Raw genomic sequence first — 21,405 nt, 5'->3', positions numbered from 1 at the left:
GCTCAGGATTTTGCTTCGACCGTGACCAGCCACTGACGCAGGCTGACCGGTCCGGCGTTGTCCGAGAATGCGCCATCGGCGGCATTCAGCAATTCGTTGACGCTGCGGCCCAGCGGCTCGTTGCCCAGCGGCGTCGGTACGGTGGTCGTTCCGGCTCGCACGAGCCGCCACAGGCGCGAGAGGTCGACGGAGTCGAGATCGATGCCCGGCTGCAGCTCGGCGCGGTCGCTGCCGGTTTCGGCGAGCACGCCGTGATAGACCAGCACGTCGATCACGCGGGCGACGTGCTCCGGCTCGGCGTTCAGCGCCAATGACAGCTCGTCCGGTGTGTACGGGTGCTCGCCGCGCATGAATCGACGCCCGACCAGACCCATGATCATCAGAGACAGGTACTCGCTGGCGCGGCACGACAGGGTTGCCGGCGTGCGGCGTTGCTTGAGGTGCTCCGGATGCTGGATATAGAACGCGAGCTGGCAGCCGATCAGCAGGATCAGCCAGCCCAGCTGCAGCCAGATCAGCAGGAAGATCAGGATCGCGAAGCCGGAATAGATCGCGTTGTAGTTCGAGGCGCCGGAAACGAAGCTTGCGAAGATGGCGCTGCCGCTTTGCCACAGCACACCCGCCAGCAGGCCGCCGCTGACGGCCGCGCGCAGGCGCACGCGGGTATTCGGCACATAGATGTACAGGAAGCTGAAGGCGCCAATGATCAACGCGTAGGGCAGCAGTTTGGTGCCGAGGTAGATCAGCAGGCCAAAAGGTTCGATCGCCGTGATCCGGGCGAGAAATTCGCTGTTGAGAACGGTGGCGGTCAGCCCCAGTGCGGAGAACACGGCCACCGGGCCGACCATCAGCACGGCCAGGTATTCGCCCAATCGCTGCGATAGCGGCCGCGGTCGCTCGATGCGCCAGATGTAGTTGAACGCCGACTCGACTTTCTGGATCAGCGACAGCGCCGAATAGAACAGCAGTGCCACGCCGAGCGAACCGAGCACCCCGACGCGGATGTTCTCGACGAAGCCGATGATGTTGCCGCTCAGCGCCGTAGCCTGATCGCCGAGCGGGCTGAGGAATTCCAGCAGCAGCGGTTCCAGCGCGTTATGCGCACCGAGCGCCTTGAGAACCGAAAACGCCAGCGCCAGCATCGGCACCACGGATAGCAGGGTCGTGTAGACCAGGCTCATCGCACGCATCGTCAGCTGGCCGTCGAGCAGGTCGCGGCCGAGCACGAAGGCATACCGGCCGGCATTGACCCAGCGGCGGGGATAGCGCTTCGCCGTCTCGAGATCCCACAGCAACTCCCGGACGTTCTTGAGAAATTTGTTCATGTTCAGAGGATAGCAATCGGGCCGCGGGCTGCGGTGGTTGACAGCCTTGGGGTCGGCTTTTATGATGCGACGCAGCAAATGTTGCGGTGCAACATTTATCCGATTGTTTTATCGAGCAAAAGCTTTTTTGTTCCCTGTATCTGGAGATGACCATGAATGTTGAAACGCTTGTTAATGATGTGAAGGTTCGTGCCGACGTCGTCGTTACCCGCGGCCAGGATGTCCTGGAAGCCGGCGTCGATGCGATCAAGGCTGTCAATGCCATCGTCGTCGATGGCGTGCAGGAACTGGTGCAGACCCAGGTTGCTGCCGGCAAGGAACTGGTTTCGCTGGCCCAGGCCAGCTTCGAGAAGGCGCGCGCTGACGGCATCAAGGCCGTTGCTGCCAACCCGATCGCCTACATTCCGGAAGGCAAGGGCACCGTCGTCGCCGTCTACAACGACAGCGTCGCCACCGTGACCAAGACCGGCGAGCAGCTCGCCAAGACCGTCACGAGCAGCTTCGAGACGATCACCGCCAAGATCAACGGCCAGACCCTCGCCAAGCCGGCTCGCGCCGCGAAGAAGGCCGTGCGTAAGGTTGCGACCAAGGCGAAGAAGGCTGCGAAGGCTGCTGCCTAAATCGTCAGTGACTTCGCGTCGGTCCTCGGACTGACGCAAAAAAGGCCGGGAGATTCGTCTCCCGGCCTTTTGCTTTTTGTGCGCTTGTCGCTGCGCCGCGAACCCGCCTAGGCGGCAGGTTTTGCGCGCTTGGCGCGGCGCTTCTTGCCCGGCTTGGTTTCCTCGGTCGTCACGCCCTCGGCGATGCGCACGCGGGCGATCAGCTTCTGCAGCGCCGGATTCTTGCGCAGCGAATCGAGGTTTTGCTTGACGAAGCCGGTGGCATCGAACTCGCCGGCCGCATCGATCTTCTGGCGGACGAACTCGATCACGTCGTCCTGCAGTCCGGCCACATCCGGCAGGCCGAGAAAGCGTCGCAGCTCATCCGGGCGAACATCGATTTCGATCTTGATCTGCATGCTGGGCTCCGGGCTTGGAAAGAGGACGCCGCGATCAGGCGCGGGCGGCGACGACGAACAGTCCGATGACGCAGGCCTGACCGATCATCCAGACCAGCGAGCGCAGCGTGGCGCGGTCGGCGATGTAGAGCAGGCCGAAGACGATGCGGCTGGCGATGAAGCCCAGCGCGAGTTGGTCGGCCGTGGCGTTTGGGCCGGCGAGCAGATGACAGATGATCGCACCGGCCGCGAACAGCGGAAAGACTTCGAGCGTGTTGAGCTGCGCCCAGTATGAGCGCTGGCGCCAGCCGCTGAGCTGGTCGAAATAAGTGCGCGGCTTCGCGTTGTCGAAGCGCTTGCTCCACTTGGCGCCGAACGCAAAGGGCAGATGGATCAGGCCGCCAGCCAGCACACACCACAGGGCAATCGTCATTTCTTGTCCGTCGTCGAATAGGTCAGCGGTAACTTGCCGCGAGCATACCAGTTCGAATTGCGGCGGCGACGTGGGGGCTATTTATGCAGCGTCCACCATTGGGACGCGCCGGACATCATCATCTCGACGGCGATGGTGACGAGGATCAGGCCCATCAGTCGCTCGATCGCGGTCAGGCCGCGCTCGCCGAGCAGGTCGCGCAGGCGGGTGCTGCCGAGCATGACCGGCAGGCACAGGCCCCAGGCCAGCAGTACCGCGCCGACCCATTCCATCCAGCGCGCCGGTTCGCGGCTCATCAGCAGCAACACGGTCGCCAGCGCCGACGGACCGGCCATGTAGGGGATCGCCAGCGGCACGATGAAGGGCTCGGCGCTGACTTCCTCGTGCAGGCTGTTGTCGCGCGTCGGGAACACCATGCGCAGCGCGATGATCATCAGGATGATGCCGCCGGCCACCGACAGTGCCGGCTCCGACAGGCCGAGCAGGCGCAGCATCTGGCCGCCGAGAAACAGGAACAGCAGCAGCGCCGTCAGTGCGATCAGCATCTCGCGCAGGATCACGCGCTGCTGGCGCTCGCGCGGCACGCGCTTGAGCGCCGACATGAACAGCGGAATGTTGCCCAAGGGGTCCATGACCAGGAACAGCAGCACGGCGGCCGAAGCGAAGGTCATGGGCGGTCTCCGGAACTCAGACGCCGGTCAGCAAGCGCTGCGCTTCGCGATACTTCGCCGCCGACCGGTCGAGAATGTCCTGCGGCAGCTGCGGACCGGGTGCGGTCTTGTTCCAGTCCAGCGTCTCGAGGTAGTCGCGGACGAACTGCTTGTCGAAGCTCGGCGGGCTGATGCCCGGGCGGTACGTGTCGGCCGGCCAGAAGCGCGAGGAATCCGGCGTCAGCACTTCGTCGATCAGATGCAGCTTGCCCTGCTCGTCGAGCCCGAATTCGAACTTGGTGTCGGCAATGATGATGCCGCGTGCGCGCGCGTACTCCGCGGCTTCGGCATAGATGCGCAGCGTCGCATCGCGCACCTGCGCGGCGAGGGCAGTGCCGATGCGCTTTTCGACTTCGGCATAGTCGATGTTCTCGTCGTGGCTGCCGACCGGCGCCTTGTCGGCCGGCGTGAAGATCGGTTGCGGCAGGCGATCGGCAAGCTGCAGGCCCGAGGGCAGCTTGATGCCGCAGACCGCGCCGGTGGCCTGGTAGTCCTTCCAGCCGCTGCCGATCAGATAGCCGCGCGCCACCGCCTCGATCGGCAGGGCCTTGAGTCGTTTCGCGACAACCGCGCGGCCTTCGATCTGCGCGCACTCGGCGGGCGTCAGCCAGTCCGCAAGATTCACGCCCTCGGCGAAATGGTTCGGCAGGATGTGCGTGAAGCGCTTCATCCAGAACTCGGTCACGGCAGTCAGCACGATGCCCTTGCCCGGGATCGGCTGCGGCAGGATCACGTCGAAGGCCGACAGCCGGTCGCTGGTGACGATCAGCAGATATTTTTCGCCGAGGGCGTAGATGTCGCGCACTTTGCCGCGATGCAAGCGCGGAACACTGCTGATGCTCGATTCGTAAAGGGCGTTCAATTCGGCGGTCCGTTTGTCTGATTTGTCTGACAACTTCAGGCGCGCATTGTGGAGAAGCTGAACAGGGGGGTAAAGCCCGCATCTTGCAGGCTGCATCATTGACGAAGTTTCAGCCCGGGTTCAGTCCCCCATGGCTACGGTCGAGTCCGACCCAATAGCGATGAGAATCTGGTGACGGACCGCATCTTCAACGGCGTCGCGATACTGGCCCTGATGGCGCTGGCATTCCTGGCGGGGAGCTACGCGATGCTGGCGCAGCGCTTCCCGTATCAAGGTCTGCATGATGCGTATCGAGCCGGCAAGGCGCTGATCGACCAGAACCGCGAACTGAAGTCGGCGCACACGACCAATCTGTGGCAGCCGGCGCGCAGCGAACGGCGCGGCGTGACGGTGGCCGATCAGGGCGCGGCGCAAGCCGGCTACACGATCTACACCTCTGGACATACGCAGGCGGCGTTCCTGATCGACCTCGAGGGCCGCCAGGTCCATGAATGGAAGATGCCCTACAGCGCGATCTGGGACGACTCCGCAGCGCCGCGTCATCCGGTACCGGACGAGCGCACTTACTTTCGCAAAGTCCATCTCTATCCGAACGGCGATCTGCTGGCGATCTACGATGGCATCGGCGACACGCCGCATGGCTACGGCCTGGTCAAGCTCGACAAGGATTCGCGCGTGCTGTGGAAGTATCTCGAGCGCGTGCATCACGATCTGGCGGTCGCCCCGGATGGGCGCATCTTCGTGCTGACGCACGAAATCACCCATGACCCGATTCCGGAGCGCGAGAGCCTGCCGCCGCCGCGCATCGACGACTTCATCGTCGAGTTGTCGCCCGACGGCAAGCCGCTGCGCAAGCTGCGCCTGATCGACGCCATGCGCGCCGGCGACTACCTGCGCCTGCTCGATGCGCTGCCGGGCTATCTCGCCGAGAGCGGCGATTACCTGCACACCAACGACGTCGAGTTCGTCGACGACGCGGCCGCCGCGAAATTTCCTTTCCTGCGCGCGGGACAGCTGGTGCTGTCGATGCGCGAACCCGGCGCGCTGGTCGCACTGGACATGGACAGCGGCACGATCAGCTGGGGCATCCGCGGCCCCTGGGTCGGCCAGCACGATCCGGATCTGCTCGCCAACGGCCACATCCTGCTGTTCGACAACAACGGCCAATACAACGGCAGCGGCCGTTCGCAGGTCATCGAGTTCGATCCGCAATCCGGCGGCGTCACCTGGCGCTACGGCGGCAGCGCGGAGCATCCGCTGGAAAGCGTCATCCGTTCCTGCCAGCAGCGTCTGGCAAACGGCAACACCCTGATCACTGAATCCGACGGAGGTCGCTTGCTGGAGGTCAATGCGGCCGGAGACATCGTCTGGGAATACGTCAATCCGGTTCGAGCCGGTGAGGCGGATCGCCTGATACCGATCGTGTCATCGGCACAGCGCATCACCCCGGACGCCCTAGATCCCGATTTCCGACAGCAACTTGAAGCTGAGGAGAGGAGTTCATCATGAAGAAGTCATCGAATGTTCTGTTTGTCGTTGCCCTGTTGCTGGCCTTGCCGGCGGAAGCCTACGTTGGGCCCGGTGCTGGCCTGAGCTTGCTCGGCGCGCTGTGGGCCGTGGTCGTTGCAGTGTTTGCCGCGCTGTTCTTCGTCGTCATGTGGCCGGTGCGGCGGATGATGAAGCGGCGTCAGGCGGAGCGGGTCAGCACCGCGATCGATCCGGTAACGCCGGGTCATTCCGGCGTTGCGAAGTAGGCGGGCCTGGCCATGGACCTGCTCGAACTTCCCGTAGGCCTGCTGGGCTGGGCCGATGCGCAGATCGCGCCGCTGCTGCCGCGCATCGCGCGGCTGGTGATGTGGAGCGCCGTTGCCGGCGCGCTGACGATGCTGATCTACGCCGCGCTGTCGCCGCAGCAACGCATCCGCAAACTCAAGTCGGAGCTGGTCGTCGCGCGCCGCGATCTCGACCAGTTCGACGGCGAGTTTGCCGATGCCTGGCCGCGCATGCGACGCATGCTGTCCCTGGCGTTCGCCCAGCTGGGCCTGGTCATCGGGCCGGCGGGCGCGGCGCTGGCGCCGATGGTGCTGGTGGTCGGCTGGATCGCTCAGACCTACGGCTACGTGTTCCCCGCTCAGATCGAGCAGGTCCAGGTCCGCACCGAGCCCGCATTGCTCAGCGCGCAGTTGATTCCGCCGCAGGGCGAAAGCAAGCCGCGCCTGGCGCTGACCGATCTGCACGGTCGCGACGTCGGCGAGATCGAATGGGCCGAGCCGCGGCCGGTGCTGGAGAAGCGGACCTGGCAGGCGGCACTGGCGGGTAGTCCGCTGGGCTGGTTGCCGGAAGAGCTGCCGATCGACCGCATCGAACTCAAGCTGCCGGAGACCGAGTATCTGAGCTGGGGCCCGGGCTGGATGCGCGGCTGGGAGTTCACGTTCTTCACCGTGCTGACGCTGGTGGCGCTGAGCCTCAAGCGCGTGCTGCACCTGCAGTAGGACGTGCGCATGAACTCGCCCGTCGCAGTTGCGCATCCCTTTGAAGTTCCGGACTGGACCGACCGCCTGGCCGGCTGGGTCGCGGCATCCCCCGGCTTCTGGCAGAAGCTGGGTCGCCTCGAAACCCGCTTGCTTGAAGATCGCATCGCCGCGGTCCGCGTCGCGGCGCCGATCTATGTCTGCGGCCTGGCCCGCTCCGGCAGCACGATCCTCCTGGAATTGCTGGCCACTCACGACGACACCGTGACCCAGGCCTACCGGGACTTTCCGCTGGTGCACACGCCGTACTTCTGGAACCGCTTTCTCGACCGCGCGCAGCGCGAGACGGTGGCGGTCGAGCGCGCTCATGGCGACGGCATCCTGGTGACGCCGGAGAGCCCCGAGGCGGTCGAAGAAGTGCTGTGGATGAGCTTCTTTCCGCGCTTGCACCAGCCCGGCGCCCTTGATGTGCTCGACAGCGACACCTGGGCGCCGGAGTTCGAGCGCTATTACGACGAGCATCTGCGCAAGCTGCTCTGGTTGCGCCAGGGCCAGCGCTATCTGGCCAAGGGCAACTACAACAGCACGCGCATGCGGTATCTGGCACGTCTGTATCCGGATGCGCGTTTCGTGGTGCCGTTGCGCGAGCCGCTGGCGCATGTTGCGTCCTTGCAGCGACAGCATCAGCGCTTCTGTGCCCACCACGCGGCGGATCCGAAGGCGCAGCGTTACATGTCGCGGCTCGGCCACTTCGAGTTCGGCCTCGACCGCCGCGCGGTGCATACCGGCAATGCAGCGCGCTACGAGGCGATCCGCAATGCCTGGGCACGCGGCGACGACATCGAGGGCTATGCACTGGCCTGGGATGACCTGTACCGGCACATCGCCGATCAGCTCGACGCCAGCCCGAGCCTGCGCGCGGCGACGCTGATCGTGCGGCACGAGGCACTGTGCGACGCCCCCGAAGCGCAGGTGCGGCGCCTGTTCGACCATTGCGGCTTGCCCCTGGAGCCGGGCGCCCAGACCCGGCTGGCCGCGAGGGTCCAGGACGAGTCGACGGCGACGGCGCTGACGCAGGCGCAGCGGCAGCACATCACCGAGCTCACCGCGGAGACGTTGCGGCGCTACCAACGATATTGAGCAGCCGCGGCGGCCAAGATCGGCAATAATGCGCGCCTCCTCCGCGTGCCGACCGATTTCCATGGCCAAGCTAGCCCCGATGATTGCGCCCAGCATCCTGTCCGCCGACCTTGCGCGGCTCGGCGAGGATGTCGAAAAAGTGCTCGCCGCCGGCGCCGACATCGTCCATTTCGATGTCATGGACAATCACTATGTGCCGAACCTGACGTTCGGGCCGAGCATCTGCGAAGCGCTGCGCAAGTACGGCATCAAGGCGACGATCGACGCCCATCTGATGGTCGAGCCGGTCGATGCCCTGGCCGAGTCCTTCGCCAAGGCCGGCGCCGACTACATCACCTTCCATCCCGAAGCGTCGCGGCATGTCGACCGCAGCCTGCAGGCGATCCGCGGCATGGGCTGCAAGGCCGGGCTGGTGTTCAACCCGGCGACACCGCTGGATGTCCTGCGCTATGTCATCGACAAGGTCGACATGGTGCTGATCATGTCGGTCAACCCCGGTTTCGGCGGCCAGAGCTTCATCCCGTCCGCGCTCGACAAGCTGCGCGAGGCGCGCAAGCTGATCGACGCCAGCGGCCGCGAAATCCGGCTGGAGATTGACGGCGGCGTCAAGGTCGACAATATTGGCGCCATTGCCGCCGCCGGTGCCGACACCTTTGTCGCCGGCAGCGCGATTTTCGGCAACAAGGATTACGCCGCTACAATCGCTGCGATGCGCGCAGAGATTGCCAAGGTCGGATAGAGACGGAACGTGAATCGGGAATCAGCAGGAAACAAGTCGTGGCGATGGTGGTGATTCACCGCTAGGGGCAGCTTTGCCCGCCGTTCACGATTCCTGTCTACACATCCCGTATTCCAGTCCAGCCATGACCTACAACCGCATCGCGCTGACGCGCGAACTCTCCGGCGACCTCGATACGCCGGTCAGCGCCTACCTCAAGCTCACCCGCAACGGCGCGCAGCCGTACGCCTATCTGCTCGAATCGATGCAGGGCGGCGAGCGCTGGGGCCGTTATTCCTTCATTGGCCTGCCTTCGCGCGAAGTGCTGCGCGTCAGCGGACGGCACATTGAAGTCACTCGCGACGGCGCCGTCGTCGAACAACTCGAATCTGCCGATCCCATCCAGTGGGTCCGCGACTACGCGGCGCGCTTGCGCGTGCGGCCGGATTCCGGTCTGCCGCGCTTTTCGGGCGGCCTGGTTGGCTATTTCGCCTACGACTGCGTGCGTTATTTCGAGCCCAAGCTGGCCGCGACGCAGAAAGCCGATCCGCTAGCCACGCCCGACATCCTGCTGATGCTGTCGGATGAACTGGTCGTGTTCGACAGCCAGCGCGCGAGTCTGATCCTCGTCGTCCATGCCGATCCCGACAACGCGGCCGATCTCGCGCGGGCACGGCAGCGCCTCGACGAGATCGAAGCCCAGCTGACGGCGCCCGCCGGCTTCGTCCACGCGCCACTATCGACCGCGGACGCCGGCACGAACTTTCAGTCGTTGTTCGGCGAAGAGCGCTTCAAGCAGGCGGTCGACCGGATCAAGGATTACATCGCCGCCGGCGATTGCATGCAGGTCGTGCCGTCGCAGCGCCTATCCGCGCCGTTCGAGGCCGAACCGCTGCAGCTGTACCGCGCGATCCGCCGGCTGAATCCGTCGCCGTATCTGTACTGCCTCAACCTGGGCGATCACCACGTCGTCGGTTCCAGCCCGGAAATCCTCGTGCGTGTCGAAGACGGCGAAGTCACCGTGCGCCCGATCGCCGGCACGCGCCCGCGCGGCGCGACGCCGGAACAGGATCAGGCGCTGGCCGCAGAGCTGCTCGCCGACCCAAAGGAGATCGCCGAGCACCTGATGCTGATCGACCTCGGCCGCAACGATGTCGGTCGCGTCGCCGAGATCGGCCAGGTGCGTGTCACCGAGCAGATGGTCATCGAACGCTACAGCCACGTCATGCACATCGTCTCCAACGTCAGCGGACGGCTCAAGAAAGGGCTCGATGCGCTGCATGCGCTGGCCGCGACGTTCCCGGCGGGCACGCTGTCCGGTGCGCCGAAAGTGCGGGCGATGGAGATCATCGACGAACTCGAGCCGGTCAAGCGCGGCATCTACGGCGGCGCGGTCGGCTATCTCGGCTGGGACGGCAACATGGACACCGCGATCGCAATCCGTACCGCGGTCATCAAGGACGGACAGGTTCATGTGCAAGCCGGCGCCGGCGTCGTCGCCGATTCGGTGCCGCAGTCCGAATGGGACGAAACCATGAACAAGGCGCGCGCGATGATGAAAGCCGTCGCACAGGCTCAGGCGATTCCTGCGTTCGCCAAGGCGGGGAGCTAGTCATGTTGCTGATGATCGACAACTACGACAGCTTCACCTTCAACCTGGTCCAGTACTTCGGCGAACTCGGCGCGGACGTCAAGGTCGTGCGCAACGACCAGATCAGCGTCGATGAAGTCGCGGCGTTGAAGCCGCGCCACATCGTGCTGTCGCCCGGACCCTGCACGCCGAATGAAGCCGGCATTTGCCTGGAGCTGATCGACCGCCTCAAGGGCCAGTTCCCGATCCTCGGCGTGTGCCTGGGGCATCAGTCGATGGGCCAGGCCTTCGGCGGCGTCGTGACGCGCGCGCGCGAAGTCATGCATGGCAAGGTCAGCCAGATTCATCATGCCGATGCCGGCGTGTTCCGCGGCTTGCCGACGCCGTACACGGCGACGCGCTACCACTCGCTGGTCGTTGCGCGCGACACGCTGCCGGACTGTTTCGACATCACGGCCTGGACGCAGCATGCGGACGGCTCGATGGACGAGATCATGGGCTTGCGCCACAAGACGCTGCCGATCGAAGGCGTGCAGTTCCATCCGGAATCGATCCTGACCGAGCATGGCCACGCGCTGCTGAAGAATTTCCTGGAGGCCTACTGATGGCGATTACCCCGCAGGCGGCGCTGCAGCGCGCGATCGAACATCGCGAAATCTTCCATGACGAGATGGTCGACCTGATGCGCCAGATCATGCGCGGCGAAGTCTCGCCGGTGATGATGGCGGCAATCCTGACCGGCTTGCGGGTCAAGAAGGAAACCGTCGGCGAGATCGCCGCGGCGGCGCAGGTGATGCGCGAGTTTGCGCGCACGGTGCCGCATCCCGCGGGTGCCGATCTGAGCCACATGGTCGACATCGTCGGCACCGGCGGCGATGGCGCGCACAGCTTCAACATTTCGACGGCGTCGATGTTTGTCGCCGCCGCAGCCGGCGCGCGGGTGGCCAAGCATGGCAACCGCAGCGTGTCGTCGAAGTCCGGCAGCGCCGATGTGCTCGAGGCGCTCGGGGCGCAGATCGATCTGCAGCCCGAGCAGGTGGCCGAAAGCATCGCCGCCTGCGGCATCGGTTTCATGTTCGCGCCGAATCACCATCCGGCGATGAAGGCGGTGGCGCCGGTGCGCCGCGAGATGGGCGTCCGTACGATCTTCAACATCCTTGGGCCGCTGACCAATCCTGCCGGCGCACCCAACATCCTGATGGGTGTGTTCCATCCGGACCTCGTTGGCATCCAGATCCGTGTGCTCGAAAGATTGGGCGTGCAGCGCGCGATGGTCGTCTGGGGCAAGGACGGCATGGACGAGATCACGCTCGGCGCCGGCACGCTGGTCGGCGAACTGCGCGATGGCGTGCTGCGCGAATACGAAATCCATCCCGAAGAGTTCGGCGTGCAGATGGCGGGCAGCCAGAACCTGCGCGTCGCCGATCCGGCCGAGTCGCGGGCCAAGCTGATCGAGGCCTTGGAGAACAAGGACGGCGTCGCGCGGGACATCGTTGCGCTCAATGCCGGTGCCGCGCTGTACGTGGCTGGTCTTGCCGATTCGATCGCCGACGGTCTCAAGCTGTCCCGTCAGGCGCTCGCCAGCGGCAAGGCGCGCCAGCAGCTCGATCAGTTCGTGCAGGCGACGCAGCGCATCAAGGGAGCGGCCTGATGGCCGACATCCTCGATCGCATCCTCGCGACCAAGCGCGAGGAGATTGCCCGCCTCAATGTGCGTTACACGCCGGGCGATCTGGAGCGGCTGGCGCAGAACGCCGACGCGCCGCGCGGGTTCATCAAGGCGCTGCAGGGCAAGGTCGACAAGGGCCGTGCCGGCGTCATCGCAGAGATCAAGAAGGCTTCGCCGAGCAAGGGCCTGATCCGCGCCGATTTCGATCCGGCCTGGCTTGCGCGCGAATATGCGCACGGCGGGGCCGCCTGCCTGTCGGTGCTGACCGACGAGCAGTATTTCCAGGGCCACAACGCTTTTCTGGTGCAGGCGCGTGCGTCCTGCGGCCTGCCGGTGATCCGCAAGGATTTCCTGATCGATGAGGCGCAGGTCGTCGAGGCGCGCACACTCGGTGCCGACTGCGTGCTGCTGATTGCCGCTGCGCTCAGCGCACCGCGGCTGAAAGCGCTTTACGACTGCGCGCGCGTCTGGAACATGGACGTGCTGGTTGAAGTGCACGACACGGACGAACTCGATCGGGTCCTCGGTGCTGGGCTCGGTGCGGGGCCGGGCGACGGCTGGCTGCTGGGCATCAACAACCGCAACCTGCGCACCTTCGAGACGCGTCTGGAAACGACGCTGGACATGCTGCCGCGCCTGCCTGCGGGGCTGGGCGTCGTCACCGAAAGCGCGATCGGCACGCGCGACGACGTCAACCGCATGCGTGAAGCCGGCGTGCAGCGTTTTCTGATCGGCGAATCGCTGATGCGGCAGTTGCGGCCGGGAGCCGCACTTGTCGAACTGATGGGTGGCTAAAAAGCTCAGCGACTCGGCGGATTGATGCCGAGAATCAGGATGCTGCGCCCCTGCGACTGCACCATGCCGTCTTCCTCGAGCTTCTTCAGCACGCGGCCGGCCATTTCGCGCGAGCAGCCGACGAGGCGGGCGAGTTCCTGACGCGAGGTACGGATCATCGTGCCGCGGGCGTGGGCAACGGCGCCGGGCTTCTTGATCAGGTCGAGCAGGGTGTGCGCCATGCGGCCGGCGACGTCGAGAAACGCGAGGTCGCCGAGGCGGCGGGTCGTGTCGCGCAGGCGCGCGGCGAGCTGGCCGGCGACGGCAAACATGATGTCCGGATATTTGCTGACCAGTTCGCGGAAGCTCTGGTAGCCGACTTCAGCAACCAGTGTCGGCGTGCGCGTGCGGACGATCGCCGTGCGCAGCTGCTGATCCGGAAACAGGCACATTTCGCCGAAGAAATCGCCCGGTCCGAGGTAGGCGAGCACAATCTCACGCCCGTCATCGTCCTCGAGCATGATGCTCACGGAGCCTTCTAGCAGCAGATACAACGACTGCGGCTGATCGCCGGCGTGGATGATCGTGTGCTTGGGGGAGAAGCTGCGCTTGTGGGCGCCGGCGATGAACGCCTGGACCGGCTCTTGTGCGAGTGCTGGATTCGGCATGTTTGTGGTTGTATTTGCGATTTTGACTGAAAATAGCATATCCCTAGCGGGTTCCACTGCGGGTTTAGCGCCGGAGAGCCGGGTTTGAAAGCACGAGTCAAATGGGTAGAAAACGCCAGCTTCATCGCCGAAAGCGGGAGCGGGCATTCGGTGGTTCTCGATGGCCCGCCGGAGATCGGCGGCCGCAATATCGGCGCGCGGCCGATGGAACTGCTGCTGATGGGTGTCGGCGCCTGCTCGGCCGTCGACGTGACGCTGATCCTCAAGAAGGCGCGTCAGCAGGTGCGGGATTGCTGGGTCGACCTGGAGGCTGAACGGGCCGAGACCGAGCCGAAGGTCTTTACCAAAATCCATCTGCATTTTGTCGTCATCGGCACCGATCTGGTCGAAAATCACGTCAAACGAGCCGTCGAGCTGTCGGCCGAGAAATACTGCTCGGCGTCGATCATGCTCGCCCGCGGCGGCGTCACGATCAGCCACGACTATGAGATCCGCGCCGCCTGAAGCGTGCGTGGATGGCTGCCCGAATGGGTCAGTCATGGTTTTGTCGTCGATTTACCGCATAATTCGCGGTTCTCGGACGCCGGCCCCGGCTGGCGTCCCCCTCTGCTGACCGGAGTACTGCATTGGCCAAGGCCAAGCCCAAACCGACCAACAAACCGAATCTGAAGCTGCACGGATTCAACAATCTGACGAAGTCGCTGTCGTTCAACATCTACGACATCTGCTATGCGCGGACCAAGGAACATCAGCAGGAATACATCGAGTACATCGATGAGGCCTACAACGCCGAGCGCCTGACCGCGATCCTGACCGAAGTCGCCAACATTGTCGGTGCCAACATCCTCAACATCGCGCGCCAGGATTACGATCCGCAGGGCGCTTCGGTGACGATGCTGATCTCCGAGGGCCATCACGATGGTCTGCCGACGCCGGGCAAGCCGAGCGCCAAGGCCAAGACCAAGGGCAAGGCCGGCACGAAGAAGAAGGATTCGGTCGTCGCGCACCTCGACAAGTCGCACATCACGGTGCACACCTATCCGGAAACCCACCCAGATGCCGGCATCTCGACGTTCCGTGCGGATATCGACGTGTCGACCTGCGGCAAGATTTCGCCGTTGCGCGCGCTGAACTATCTGATCAAGTCCTTCGAGTCGGACATCGTCGTCATGGACTACCGCGTGCGCGGCTTCACCCGCAACGTGCGCGGCATGAAGCACTTCATCGACCACAACGTCGAGTCGATCCAGGACTTCCTGTCGGCGGACATCAAGAACCGCTATCAGATGATCGACGTCAACGTCTATCAGGAATTCATCTTCCACACGAAGATGCGCCTGAAGGAGCTCGACCTCGATACCTATCTGTTTGGCGAGGGCGCGTCGGAACTGCCGCCGCGCGAGTCGAAGAAGATCCGCGATCACGTCAACCGCGAGATTCTGGAAATCTTCTACGGCAAGAACATCCAGCGCTGAAACCGCGCCGGGATCGAAAAAGGCAGGCTTCGGCCTGCCTTTTTTGTGGGCGCCCGCCGAGGCGTTTAGAGTGTCCGGCATGCACGACCACCCGCACAACGATCACGCCGCGCACGACCACAAGCACGGTCATGCGCACGGCCGCGGCCATGAGCACAACCATGATCACGATCACGGCCACAGCCACGGCGGTCTGAGTGCGCATGCCGGGGTGACGAGCGCGACACGGCTCAAGCTCGCGCTGGGCCTGACCGCGTGTTTCATGGTCGCCGAGGTTATCGGCGGCCTGTGGTCAGGTTCGCTGGCGCTGCTGGCCGACGCCGGCCACATGCTGGCCGATGCGTTTGCCCTCGCGCTGGCCTTGTGGGCCCAGGTGCAGAGCCGCCGCCCGCCGGACGCGATGCGCTCCTACGGCTACCACCGCATGCCGGTGCTTGCGGCGTTCGTCAACGGCCTTGCGCTGCTCGCGATTGCGGCTTGGATCAGTGTCGAAGGTGTGCTGCGCCTGCTGGCGCCACCTGAAATCGCCGGCGACATCATGCTGTCGGTCGCGATCGGCGGACTCATCGTCAATGCACTGAGTTTCTTCATCCTCCACGGCGGCGCCGAAGAGGACATGAACGTGCGTGGCGCGATGCTGCACGTGGTGGGCGACTTGCTCGGTTCCATCGGCGCGATCGTCGCGGCGATCGTCATCCTGTACAGCGGCTGGACGCCGATCGATCCGCTGCTGTCGATTCTGGTCGCCTTGCTGATCGTGCGCAGCGCCTGGCGCATCGTCCGCGAATCCGCGCATGTACTGCTGGAAGGTTCGCCGGAGACCTTCGATGCCGTCGCGTTTTCCGCGGCGCTGCCGGCCGGCGTCAGCGGTGTGACGAGCGTGCATCACGTGCATCACTGGATGCTGACGCCGGAGCGTTCGGTGATGACGCTACACGCGGTGCTCGCCGAAGGCAGTGTCAGCGATGATGTCGTGGCAAGGATCAAGACCTGGATTCATGCGCACCACAAGGTCACGCACATCACCGTGCAGATCGAGCATGGGCGTTGTGCTGATGACGGCGATAATGTGCAGGGCTACCGTCCAGGTTGCGCGCCGTAGCCCGGGTGCAACCCGGGGTTCACCCGGGCTACAGGTATACGCTAGATTCGGTACGCGCCGAACTTCATGACCCGCGCGACCTGACGCATCAGCGTCTTGACCGGCGATGGCAGTTCGCTGGCGCCCGCGGCGCGCGCTTCGGCGCCGTGACGCTCCTCGTCGCTGCGCATCTGTTCGAGGATCGCGCGGCTGCGCTGATCTTCCGCGGGAATCTGCTGCAGGTGTTCGCCCAGGTGTTCGGCGACCTGGCGTTCGGTCTCGTCGACGAACCCCAGGCTCCAGCGATCGCCGGCCAGCGCCGCGACGGCGCCGATCGCCAATGATCCCGCATACCAGACCGGCTCCAGCCGGCTGGGCTGCTCGCCGAGCTCGTGCAGGCGCTCCTCGCACCAGCGCAGATGGTCGCGTTCCTCGCTGGCGGCGGCGAGCAGGTGCTCACGCAGTGCCGGATCGCGCGCGACGAGCGCCTGGCCGTGATACAGCGCCTGCGCGGCAACCTCGCCGGCATGATTGATGCGCATCAGGCCGGCGATGTGACGGCGGCTGTCGTCGTCGAGCGGGTTTTCGCTGCGCGCCGCCGCGGGATTGGCCCGCGTGGCGCCGTCGGAGCGCTTGGCCCACGTCGACAGGCCGCGGTTGAGCGAGGCGAGGAAGCGGTCGGTGGGGCTCAGATGGCGCTGCATCGGCGCAGTTTACGTCCGCCGCCCTGGAATTTCCGGAAATCGGCCGCCCAGCGACTACAATCCCTGTCCCGCTTGCCGCCGCCTTCATCCCGACCGTGCAGCTGAAGCCGCATCAACTGAACGCGCATCTCTCCAAATCGCTGGCGCCGATCTATCTGGTCGCCGGCGAGGAGCCGCTGCTGATCCAGGAAAGCCTCGACGCGATCCGCGCCGTGGCGCGTGCGCGCGGTTTCAGCGAGCGCGAAGTCCTCGACGTCGAACGCGGCTTCAACTGGCAGCAGCTGGCCGACAGCTGCGCGAGCATGTCGCTGTTCGCCAGCCGGCGGATCGTCGAAGTGCGCATGGCGGCCGGCCCGGATGCGACGGGCGCCAAGATGCTGCAGGAAATCGCCGTGCGCCCGCAGGACGACGTGCTGCTGCTGGTCGTCTGCGGTCCGCTGGAGTCGCGCGCCCGCTCGGCGGCCTGGTTCAAGGCCCTGGAGACGGCTGGCGCGAGCCTGTATTTCTGGCCGATCAAGGGTGCCGACATCGTGCCGTGGATCGAAAACCGCCTCAGCAGCGCGGGCGTCAAGGCGGATGCCGAGGCGATCAGGCTGCTCGCCGAGCGCACCGAGGGCAATCTGCTTGCCGCGGCGCAGGATGCCGCCAAGCTGGCCCTGCTGTTCCCCGGCCATACGGTCAGTGCCGACGATGTCACCCAGGCGGTGGCCGACAATGCGCGCTTCCAGGCGTTTGACCTGAGCGACCGCGTGCTGGCCGGCGATGCCGCCGGCGCCGTGCGCAGCCTCGACCGCATGCGCGAAGAAGGGCTCTCGCCGCTGGAAATCCTCGGCGCGCTGATGTGGAACCTGCGTCAGCTGATCAAGGCGACCGTCGCCTACGCCCGCAGCCGGGATGCCACTGCGGCCTGTGCCAGCGCCGGTATCTATGCGTCCCAGCAGCAGAAATTCCTGCGTGCTGTGCCGCGCAGCCGGCCGGGCGAGGCGATGGGCTGGTTGCGCCGCGCGGCGCGGATCGACCGTCTGGTCAAAACCGGCCAGGAGTCTGCCGCCTGGGAAGAATTGATAACATTGGTCCTTGCCGCCAGTGGGGCGGCGCTCCAGCCAACACAATGAGTCCGTCTGTTACCAAAGCTGCACCCAAGGCCAGGAACGACAGCATCGCCGCCGACATGCGCGAGCGGGGCGTCAAGGCGCGCGCCGCCGCGCGTGCGATGGCGCGTGCCGACACCGGCATGAAGAACGCCTGCCTGTTCGCCCTGGCGCAGATCCTGGTCGACGAGGCCAAGACCATCCTGGCCGCCAACGCCGTCGACATGCGCGAAGGCCGGGCCGCCAAGCTCGACGAAGCCATGCTCGATCGCCTCGAGCTGACGACCAGCCGTATCCAGGCGATGGCCGATGGCGTGCGCCAGGTCGCCGCGCTGGCCGATCCGGTCGGCGAGCTGATGAACATGAAGCTGCGCCCGTCCGGTATCCAGGTCGGCCACATGCGCGTGCCGCTGGGCGTGGTCGGCATCATCTACGAATCGCGCCCGAACGTGACGGCCGACGCCGCCGCGCTGTGCCTGAAGTCCGGCAACGCCGCGATCCTGCGTGGCGGTTCCGAAGCGCTGCGCTCCAACCAGGCGATCGCGCGCTGCATCGAGCGCGCGCTGACCGATGCCGGTCTGCCGAAGGATGCGGTGCAGGTGCTCGACATCACCGATCGCCAGACCGTGACTGAAATGGTCTCGATGCCGGAATACATCGACGTCATCATTCCGCGCGGCGGCAAGGGACTTGTCGCTGCGGTGTCGTCGGCCGCGCGCGTGCCGGTCATCAAGCATCTGGACGGCGTCTGCCACGTCTATATCGACGCCGATGCCGATCGCGAGAAGGCGATGGCGGTGGCGGTCAACGCCAAGACGCAGCGCTACGGCACCTGCAACACGATGGAAACCCTGCTGGTCGACAAGGCGATCGCCGCCAAGCTGCTGCCGGAGCTGGGGCAGATCTACCAGGACGCCGGCGTCGAGCTGCGTGGCTGCGCGGCGACCTGCAAGCTGCTGGAAGATGCGATTCCGGCGACCGAGGAAGACTGGTACACCGAGTACCTCGCGCCGATCCTGTCGATCCGCATCGTCGATGGCCTCGACATGGCGATCGACCACATCGAGAAGTACGGCTCGCATCACACCGACTGCATCGTGACCGAGAACTACAGCAAGCTGCGCCGCTTCGTCCGCGAAGTGGATTCCAGCTCGGTGATGGTCAATGCCTCGACGCGTTTTGCCGATGGCTACGAGTATGGTCTGGGCGCCGAGATCGGCATCAGCACCGACAAATTCCATGCGCGCGGTCCGGTCGGCCTCGAGGGCCTGACCAGTCTGAAGTGGGTTGTGCTCGGCGACGGTAACGTTCGTTGATCGCCCGACCCGCGGTCCGGCTTGAGCGCCGATGAGATCCATCGGCATTTTCGGCGGCGCGTTCGCACCTTTCCATAATGGTCACCTGCGTCTTGCGATCGAAGCGCGCGAGCGCCTCGGCCTGCAGCAGGTGCGCCTGATTCCGACCGCGCATCCGCCGCACCGGCCCGACTCGCGCGTGCATCCGCAGCGCCGGCTGGAATGGCTCAAGGCTGCAACGCGTCGCGAGCGCGGACTGGTGGCGGACGACACCGAACTGCTGCGCGACGGTCCGTCCTACACGGTCGATACGCTGCTGACGCTGCGCGAGCATTTTCCGAACAGTTCGCTGGTGTTGCTGATGGGCAGCGATGCGTTTGCGCATCTGCACGCCTGGCACCGCTGGCGCGAACTGCTCGGCATCGCCCATCTTGCGGTCGTGTCGCGCCCGGGCGCCGCGCTTGAAGCTTCGGCGCAGACCCGTGAGCTGCTTGGCCCCTGCGCGCAGGACGTCAGCGAATTGCAGAACGCGCCCTGCGGTCGCTGGTACCGCTTCGAAGTGCCGATGCTGGATATTTCCTCGACCCGGATTCGCCGTCTGCTGAAGTCCGGACGCTCGGTGCGCGGGCTGGTGCCCGATGCCATACTCAACGCTATGACCGCCGCGGATGTTGCGGCGCTGACTCAGGATGACGATGCCACAACCCACTAAAGCCAAGCCCACCACCCTGTCCAAGATCGTCGTCAACGCGCTCGAGGACCTCAAGGGCCAGCAGATCACCGTGCTCGACGTCCAGAAGCTGACGACGGTCACCGACACGATGATCATCTGCACCGGCACTTCGAACCGCCATGTGAAATCGCTGGCGCAGAACGCCGCCGAGGACGCCAAGAAAGCCGGCTTCCGGCCCTTGGGCATGGAAGGCGCGGACACCGGCGAATGGGTGCTCGTCGATCTCGGCGGCGTGGTCGTTCACGTGATGCAGGCGCAGGCCCGCGCGTTCTACCAGCTCGAGAAGCTGTGGACCGTCGAGGAAGAAGTGCCGCAGCCGATGCCGCGTCCGAAGACGGCGAAGCCCGCCGCGAAGAAATCCGCAGGCAAGGCAGCACCGGCGAAAAAGTCCGGCAAGGCGGCGCCACGCAAGGGGCCAGGCGGCAAGCCGGCACCGGCCAAGAAGCCGGTGGCGAAGAAAGCTGCGGCCACCAAGCCGGCGGCGAAGAAACCGGTCGCCAAGAAGCCCGCGGCAAAGTCAGCGGCGAAGAAAGCGCCTGCCCGCAAGCCGGCCAAGAAATCCGCGCGCTGATGGAATGAGTGCGGCGTGCGTATCCATCTGATCGCAGTGGGTACGCGCATGCCGGCCTGGGTCGAAACGGCCTGGGCCGACTACTCCTCGCGGCTGCCGCATGAATGCCGGCTCGAACTCGTCGAGATCGCGCCGGCACAGCGCGGCAAGAACGCCGATATCGAGCGTGCCAAGCAGCAGGAAGGCGAGAAGATTCTCAAGGCAATCCCGCGCGACAGTTTCGTCATCGCACTCGATGAACGCGGCGAAGCGCTGAGCAGCCCGCAATGGGCGACCGAGCTGCAGAAATGGATGCAGTCGGGCCGCGACACCTGTCTGCTGGTCGGCGGCCCGGATGGTCACTCGGCGGAAGTGCTGGCTCGCGCGGATCGCAAGTGGTCGCTGTCGAAGCTGGTATTGCCGCATGCGCTGGTGCGCGTCTTCGTGGCCGAGCAGCTGTTTCGCGCCTGGAGCCTGCTCAGCAACCACCCCTACCACCGCGCCTGAGCGGCCGCGGACACTGTCCGGTGGACTGTCCGCAGCTGTCGCGCGGACAGCGGACGGTCCCAGTAGTCAGCAATTAAAGCAATATAAATCAGGTACTTGATCTGAAGGCACGCTTGGCACGCGCTTCGCAATAAGAGGCTTACATCCTCACAGCGGAGCCCGCCATGTCGAACCGTAAGCTGACCTCTCTCGCCCTTGTCCTGATGCTGTCGGTGCTGCCGGCGAGCTTCGCCCATGCATCGGAACCCACGCTCAGCGATGTCATCGCCGCGCAGGGTAATGTCGCCCTGCAGCAGATTCGCAGCGAAGCCGCGCATAGCCTGCCGGGCCGCCTCAAGGCGCAGATCGCGCTGCCGCCGCGGGCGAACGGCTATTACGCCGACGAAGCCGGTGCCGCGCACGATGCCAAGCTGCTGTATGTCGAGATGGACGCTGCTCAGTTTGCAAACGAAACCTGAGCGGCAGATCGACGCACTTGCGCGATGCCGAGCTGATCATCCGAGCCATCGTCCGGGTCATTGCCAAGCGATGATTTGCGCAAGAATTTAAGTGACCAAAAAGTAGCATTTCGCAGAAGCATCAGCGCAGGTAGGAAAAGCTCTGACGCTTCGA

At 65.1% G+C, this 21,405-nt stretch carries 26 protein-coding genes; 19 read left to right on the top strand and 7 right to left on the bottom strand.

The genetic code is table 11. The features are described from left to right. Positions 1 to 2 precede the first annotated feature (2 nt). Entirely contained in the window at positions 3 to 1,325 is a 1,323-nt protein-coding gene (locus AC3WUF_RS20050; protein WP_492428977.1) for a YihY/virulence factor BrkB family protein, read from the bottom strand. A 152-nt stretch (positions 1,326 to 1,477) separates the two neighbouring features. Here AC3WUF_RS20050 and AC3WUF_RS20045 point away from each other — a divergent pair, with 152 nt between their 5' ends. Further along, on the top strand, positions 1,478 to 1,945 hold the full coding sequence (locus AC3WUF_RS20045) for a hypothetical protein (protein WP_492428975.1): 468 nt from the start codon (positions 1,478 to 1,480) through the stop codon (positions 1,943 to 1,945). Positions 1,946 to 2,052: 107 nt separating this feature from the next. Here AC3WUF_RS20045 and AC3WUF_RS20040 read toward each other — a convergent pair whose 3' ends face one another. The 4 genes from AC3WUF_RS20040 to AC3WUF_RS20025 form a co-directional block, all read right to left on the bottom strand. Next, entirely contained in the window at positions 2,053 to 2,343 is a 291-nt protein-coding gene (locus tag AC3WUF_RS20040; protein ID WP_492428973.1) for a hypothetical protein, read from the bottom strand. Positions 2,344 to 2,377: 34 nt separating this feature from the next. Continuing rightward, positions 2,378 to 2,755, bottom strand: coding sequence for an MAPEG family protein (locus AC3WUF_RS20035; protein WP_492428971.1), 378 nt, complete (start codon positions 2,753 to 2,755; stop codon positions 2,378 to 2,380). A gap of 77 nt (positions 2,756 to 2,832) precedes the next feature. Continuing rightward, complete coding sequence (locus AC3WUF_RS20030) at positions 2,833 to 3,426, bottom strand: MarC family protein (protein WP_492428969.1); 594 nt, start codon at positions 3,424 to 3,426, stop codon at positions 2,833 to 2,835. Between the two features lie 16 nt (positions 3,427 to 3,442). Beyond that, positions 3,443 to 4,327 carry a phosphoribosylaminoimidazolesuccinocarboxamide synthase gene (locus tag AC3WUF_RS20025; protein WP_492428967.1) on the bottom strand — a complete coding sequence of 295 codons (885 nt, stop codon included), beginning with the start codon at positions 4,325 to 4,327 and terminating at the stop codon, positions 3,443 to 3,445. Between the two features lie 171 nt (positions 4,328 to 4,498). Here AC3WUF_RS20025 and AC3WUF_RS20020 point away from each other — a divergent pair, with 171 nt between their 5' ends. The 9 genes from AC3WUF_RS20020 (at position 4,499) to trpC (ending at position 12,710) form a co-directional block, all read left to right on the top strand. After that, positions 4,499 to 5,836, top strand: coding sequence for an arylsulfotransferase family protein (locus AC3WUF_RS20020; RefSeq protein ID WP_492428965.1), 1,338 nt, complete (start codon positions 4,499 to 4,501; stop codon positions 5,834 to 5,836). Next, positions 5,833 to 6,081, top strand: coding sequence for a hypothetical protein (locus AC3WUF_RS20015; RefSeq protein ID WP_492428963.1), 249 nt, complete (start codon positions 5,833 to 5,835; stop codon positions 6,079 to 6,081). The genes AC3WUF_RS20020 and AC3WUF_RS20015 overlap by 4 nt, the downstream gene beginning before the upstream one ends. 12 nt (positions 6,082 to 6,093) lie before the next feature. Beyond that, positions 6,094 to 6,819, top strand: a complete 726-nt coding sequence (locus AC3WUF_RS20010; RefSeq protein WP_492428961.1) for a hypothetical protein — start codon at positions 6,094 to 6,096, stop codon at positions 6,817 to 6,819. A gap of 9 nt (positions 6,820 to 6,828) precedes the next feature. Beyond that, a complete protein-coding gene (locus AC3WUF_RS20005; RefSeq protein WP_492428959.1) occupies positions 6,829 to 7,938 on the top strand; it encodes a sulfotransferase family protein in 1,110 nt (369 codons plus the stop codon). 79 nt (positions 7,939 to 8,017) lie between these two features. Next, positions 8,018 to 8,677 carry a ribulose-phosphate 3-epimerase gene (rpe, locus tag AC3WUF_RS20000; RefSeq protein WP_492429085.1) on the top strand — a complete coding sequence of 220 codons (660 nt, stop codon included), beginning with the start codon at positions 8,018 to 8,020 and terminating at the stop codon, positions 8,675 to 8,677. A gap of 124 nt (positions 8,678 to 8,801) precedes the next feature. After that, positions 8,802 to 10,268: an anthranilate synthase component I gene (trpE, locus tag AC3WUF_RS19995; protein WP_492428957.1), complete on the top strand. Its 1,467-nt coding sequence runs from the start codon at positions 8,802 to 8,804 to the stop codon at positions 10,266 to 10,268. Between the two features lie 2 nt (positions 10,269 to 10,270). Next, positions 10,271 to 10,852 carry an anthranilate synthase component II gene (locus AC3WUF_RS19990; protein WP_492428955.1) on the top strand — a complete coding sequence of 194 codons (582 nt, stop codon included), beginning with the start codon at positions 10,271 to 10,273 and terminating at the stop codon, positions 10,850 to 10,852. Then, positions 10,852 to 11,898 (top strand): anthranilate phosphoribosyltransferase, encoded by a 1,047-nt coding sequence (gene trpD / locus AC3WUF_RS19985; protein WP_492428953.1) that lies wholly within the window; start codon positions 10,852 to 10,854, stop codon positions 11,896 to 11,898. Before AC3WUF_RS19990 ends, trpD begins: the two co-directional genes overlap by 1 nt. Then, entirely contained in the window at positions 11,898 to 12,710 is an 813-nt protein-coding gene (gene trpC, locus AC3WUF_RS19980) for an indole-3-glycerol phosphate synthase TrpC (protein ID WP_492428951.1), read from the top strand. Before trpD ends, trpC begins: the two co-directional genes overlap by 1 nt. Positions 12,711 to 12,715: 5 nt before the next feature. On the opposite strand, the gene crp is transcribed toward trpC, so the two are convergent. Beyond that, entirely contained in the window at positions 12,716 to 13,357 is a 642-nt protein-coding gene (gene crp, locus AC3WUF_RS19975) for a cAMP-activated global transcriptional regulator CRP (RefSeq protein WP_492428949.1), read from the bottom strand. A gap of 84 nt (positions 13,358 to 13,441) precedes the next feature. Between crp and AC3WUF_RS19970 the strand changes: the two genes are divergently transcribed. The 3 genes from AC3WUF_RS19970 to AC3WUF_RS19960 all read left to right on the top strand — a co-directional run bounded on the left by AC3WUF_RS19970 (position 13,442) and on the right by AC3WUF_RS19960 (position 15,934). Then, positions 13,442 to 13,861 (top strand): OsmC family protein, encoded by a 420-nt coding sequence (locus tag AC3WUF_RS19970; protein ID WP_492428947.1) that lies wholly within the window; start codon positions 13,442 to 13,444, stop codon positions 13,859 to 13,861. A 122-nt stretch (positions 13,862 to 13,983) separates the two neighbouring features. Continuing rightward, positions 13,984 to 14,832, top strand: coding sequence for an adenosylmethionine decarboxylase (gene speD, locus AC3WUF_RS19965; RefSeq protein WP_492428945.1), 849 nt, complete (start codon positions 13,984 to 13,986; stop codon positions 14,830 to 14,832). Between the two features lie 79 nt (positions 14,833 to 14,911). Continuing rightward, entirely contained in the window at positions 14,912 to 15,934 is a 1,023-nt protein-coding gene (locus tag AC3WUF_RS19960) for a cation diffusion facilitator family transporter (protein WP_492428943.1), read from the top strand. A gap of 41 nt (positions 15,935 to 15,975) precedes the next feature. Here AC3WUF_RS19960 and coq7 read toward each other — a convergent pair whose 3' ends face one another. Continuing rightward, a complete protein-coding gene (coq7, locus tag AC3WUF_RS19955) occupies positions 15,976 to 16,617 on the bottom strand; it encodes a 2-polyprenyl-3-methyl-6-methoxy-1,4-benzoquinone monooxygenase (RefSeq protein WP_492428941.1) in 642 nt (213 codons plus the stop codon). 95 nt (positions 16,618 to 16,712) lie between these two features. Here coq7 and holA point away from each other — a divergent pair, with 95 nt between their 5' ends. The 6 genes from holA to AC3WUF_RS19925 all read left to right on the top strand — a co-directional run bounded on the left by holA (position 16,713) and on the right by AC3WUF_RS19925 (position 21,251). Continuing rightward, positions 16,713 to 17,732 (top strand): DNA polymerase III subunit delta, encoded by a 1,020-nt coding sequence (holA, locus tag AC3WUF_RS19950; RefSeq protein WP_492428939.1) that lies wholly within the window; start codon positions 16,713 to 16,715, stop codon positions 17,730 to 17,732. Beyond that, entirely contained in the window at positions 17,729 to 19,024 is a 1,296-nt protein-coding gene (locus AC3WUF_RS19945; RefSeq protein WP_492428937.1) for a glutamate-5-semialdehyde dehydrogenase, read from the top strand. Before holA ends, AC3WUF_RS19945 begins: the two co-directional genes overlap by 4 nt. Before the next feature lie 31 nt (positions 19,025 to 19,055). Next, positions 19,056 to 19,715 (top strand): nicotinate-nucleotide adenylyltransferase, encoded by a 660-nt coding sequence (nadD, locus tag AC3WUF_RS19940; protein WP_492428935.1) that lies wholly within the window; start codon positions 19,056 to 19,058, stop codon positions 19,713 to 19,715. Further along, complete coding sequence (rsfS, locus tag AC3WUF_RS19935) at positions 19,699 to 20,307, top strand: ribosome silencing factor (RefSeq protein ID WP_492428933.1); 609 nt, start codon at positions 19,699 to 19,701, stop codon at positions 20,305 to 20,307. The genes nadD and rsfS overlap by 17 nt, the downstream gene beginning before the upstream one ends. A gap of 15 nt (positions 20,308 to 20,322) precedes the next feature. After that, positions 20,323 to 20,793 (top strand): 23S rRNA (pseudouridine(1915)-N(3))-methyltransferase RlmH, encoded by a 471-nt coding sequence (gene rlmH / locus AC3WUF_RS19930; RefSeq protein ID WP_492428931.1) that lies wholly within the window; start codon positions 20,323 to 20,325, stop codon positions 20,791 to 20,793. A 164-nt stretch (positions 20,794 to 20,957) separates the two neighbouring features. Then, entirely contained in the window at positions 20,958 to 21,251 is a 294-nt protein-coding gene (locus tag AC3WUF_RS19925; RefSeq protein ID WP_492428929.1) for a hypothetical protein, read from the top strand. Positions 21,252 to 21,405: the final 154 nt, after the last annotated feature.

It is taken from the genome of Fontimonas sp. FW305-C-3, assembly GCF_058783185.1.
The sequence above is the reverse complement of the archived record's forward strand: the minus strand, read 5'-3'. Positions and strand labels throughout refer to the sequence as shown.